The 2339-nt window shown below is 53.2% G+C and carries 1 rRNA gene; it reads left to right on the top strand.

The window, feature by feature from the left end:
- Window positions 1–2339: ribosomal RNA gene (locus BHE18_RS09790) — 23S ribosomal RNA — on the top strand; the annotation flags it as partial.

Here is a 2339-nt window from a genome sequence, read left to right as displayed (position 1 = left end):
GTGATGGCGTGCCTTTTGTAGAATGAACCGGCGAGTTACGATCCCATGCAAGGTTAAGTCGATGAGACGGAGCCGCAGCGAAAGCGAGTCTGAACAGGGCGAATGAGTATGTGGTCGTAGACCCGAAACCAGGTGATCTACCCATGTCCAGGATGAAGTCCAGGTAACACTGGATGGAGGTCCGAACCCACGCACGTTGAAAAGTGCGGGGATGAGGTGTGGGTAGCGGAGAAATTCCAATCGAACTTGGAGATAGCTGGTTCTCTCCGAAATAGCTTTAGGGCTAGCCTCATGTGTAAGAGTCTTGGAGGTAGAGCACTGTTTGGACTAGGGGCCCTCATCGGGTTACCGAATTCAGACAAACTCCGAATGCCAAAGACTTATCCATGGGAGTCAGACTGCGAGTGATAAGATCCGTAGTCGAAAGGGAAACAGCCCAGACCACCAGCTAAGGTCCCAAAGTATACGTTAAGTGGAAAAGGATGTGGAGTTGCTTAGACAACCAGGATGTTGGCTTAGAAGCAGCCACCATTTAAAGAGTGCGTAATAGCTCACTGGTCGAGTGACTCTGCGCCGAAAATGTACCGGGGCTAAACGTATCACCGAAGCTGTGGATTGACACCTCTAGGTGTCAGTGGTAGGAGAGCGTTCTAAGGACAGTGAAGTCAGACCGTAAGGACTGGTGGAGTGCTTAGAAGTGAGAATGCCGGTATGAGTAGCGAAAGATGGGTGAGAATCCCATCCACCGAATGCCTAAGGTTTCCTGAGGAAGGCTCGTCCGCTCAGGGTTAGTCGGGACCTAAGTCGAGGCCGATAGGCGTAGACGATGGACAACAGGTTGATATTCCTGTACCACCTCTTTTCCGTTTGAGCAATGGGGGGACGCAGGAGGATAGGGTAAGCGCACTGCTGGATATGTGCGTCTAAGCAGTTAGGCTGATGATGAGGAAAATCCCGTCATCGTGAAGGCTGAGCTGTGACAGCGAGCGAATTATAGTAGCGAAGTTCCTGATTCCACACTGCCAAGAAAAGCCTCTAGCGAGGAAAAAGGTGCCCGTACCGCAAACCGACACAGGTAGGCGAGGAGAGAATCCTAAGGTGAGCGAGAGAACTCTCGTTAAGGAACTCGGCAAAATGACCCCGTAACTTCGGGAGAAGGGGTGCTCTTTGGGGTGCATAGCCTCGAAGAGCCGCAGTGAATAGGCCCAGGCGACTGTTTAGCAAAAACACAGGTCTCTGCGAAGCCGTAAGGCGAAGTATAGGGGCTGACGCCTGCCCGGTGCTGGAAGGTTAAGAGGAGTGCTTAGCGCAAGCGAAGGTGCGAATCGAAGCCCCAGTAAACGGCGGCCGTAACTATAACGGTCCTAAGGTAGCGAAATTCCTTGTCGGGTAAGTTCCGACCCGCACGAAAGGCGTAACGATCTGGGCACTGTCTCAACGAGAGACTCGGTGAAATTATAGTACCTGTGAAGATGCAGGTTACCCGCGACAGGACGGAAAGACCCCGTGGAGCTTTACTGTAGCCTGATATTGAATTTTGGTACAGCTTGTACAGGATAGGTAGGAGCCTTGGAAACCGGAGCGCCAGCTTCGGTGGAGGCGTTGGTGGGATACTACCCTGGCTGTATTGAAATTCTAACCCGCGCCCCTTATCGGGGTGGGAGACAGTGTCAGGTGGGCAGTTTGACTGGGGCGGTCGCCTCCTAAAGAGTAACGGAGGCGCCCAAAGGTTCCCTCAGAATGGTTGGAAATCATTCGCAGAGTGTAAAGGCACAAGGGAGCTTGACTGCGAGACCTACAAGTCGAGCAGGGACGAAAGTCGGGCTTAGTGATCCGGTGGTTCCGCATGGAAGGGCCATCGCTCAACGGATAAAAGCTACCCCGGGGATAACAGGCTTATCTCCCCCAAGAGTCCACATCGACGGGGAGGTTTGGCACCTCGATGTCGGCTCATCGCATCCTGGGGCTGTAGTCGGTCCCAAGGGTTGGGCTGTTCGCCCATTAAAGCGGTACGCGAGCTGGGTTCAGAACGTCGTGAGACAGTTCGGTCCCTATCCGTCGTGGGCGCAGGAAATTTGAGAGGAGCTGTCCTTAGTACGAGAGGACCGGGATGGACGCACCGCTGGTGTACCAGTTGTCTTGCCAAAGGCATCGCTGGGTAGCTATGTGCGGAAGGGATAAGTGCTGAAAGCATCTAAGCATGAAGCCCCCCTCGAGATGAGATTTCCCATCACTTTATGTGAGTAAGATCCCTGGAAGATGACCAGGTAGATAGGTCAGAGGTGGAAGCATGGCGACATGTGGAGCTGACTGATACTAATCGATCGAGGACTTAACCA

It is taken from the genome of Rossellomorea aquimaris (assembly GCF_001877785.1).
Classification (GTDB): domain Bacteria; phylum Bacillota; class Bacilli; order Bacillales; family Bacillaceae_B; genus Rossellomorea; species Rossellomorea aquimaris_A.
Note: the sequence above shows the minus strand (reverse complement) of the source record. Positions and strands in the feature narration are given on the sequence as shown.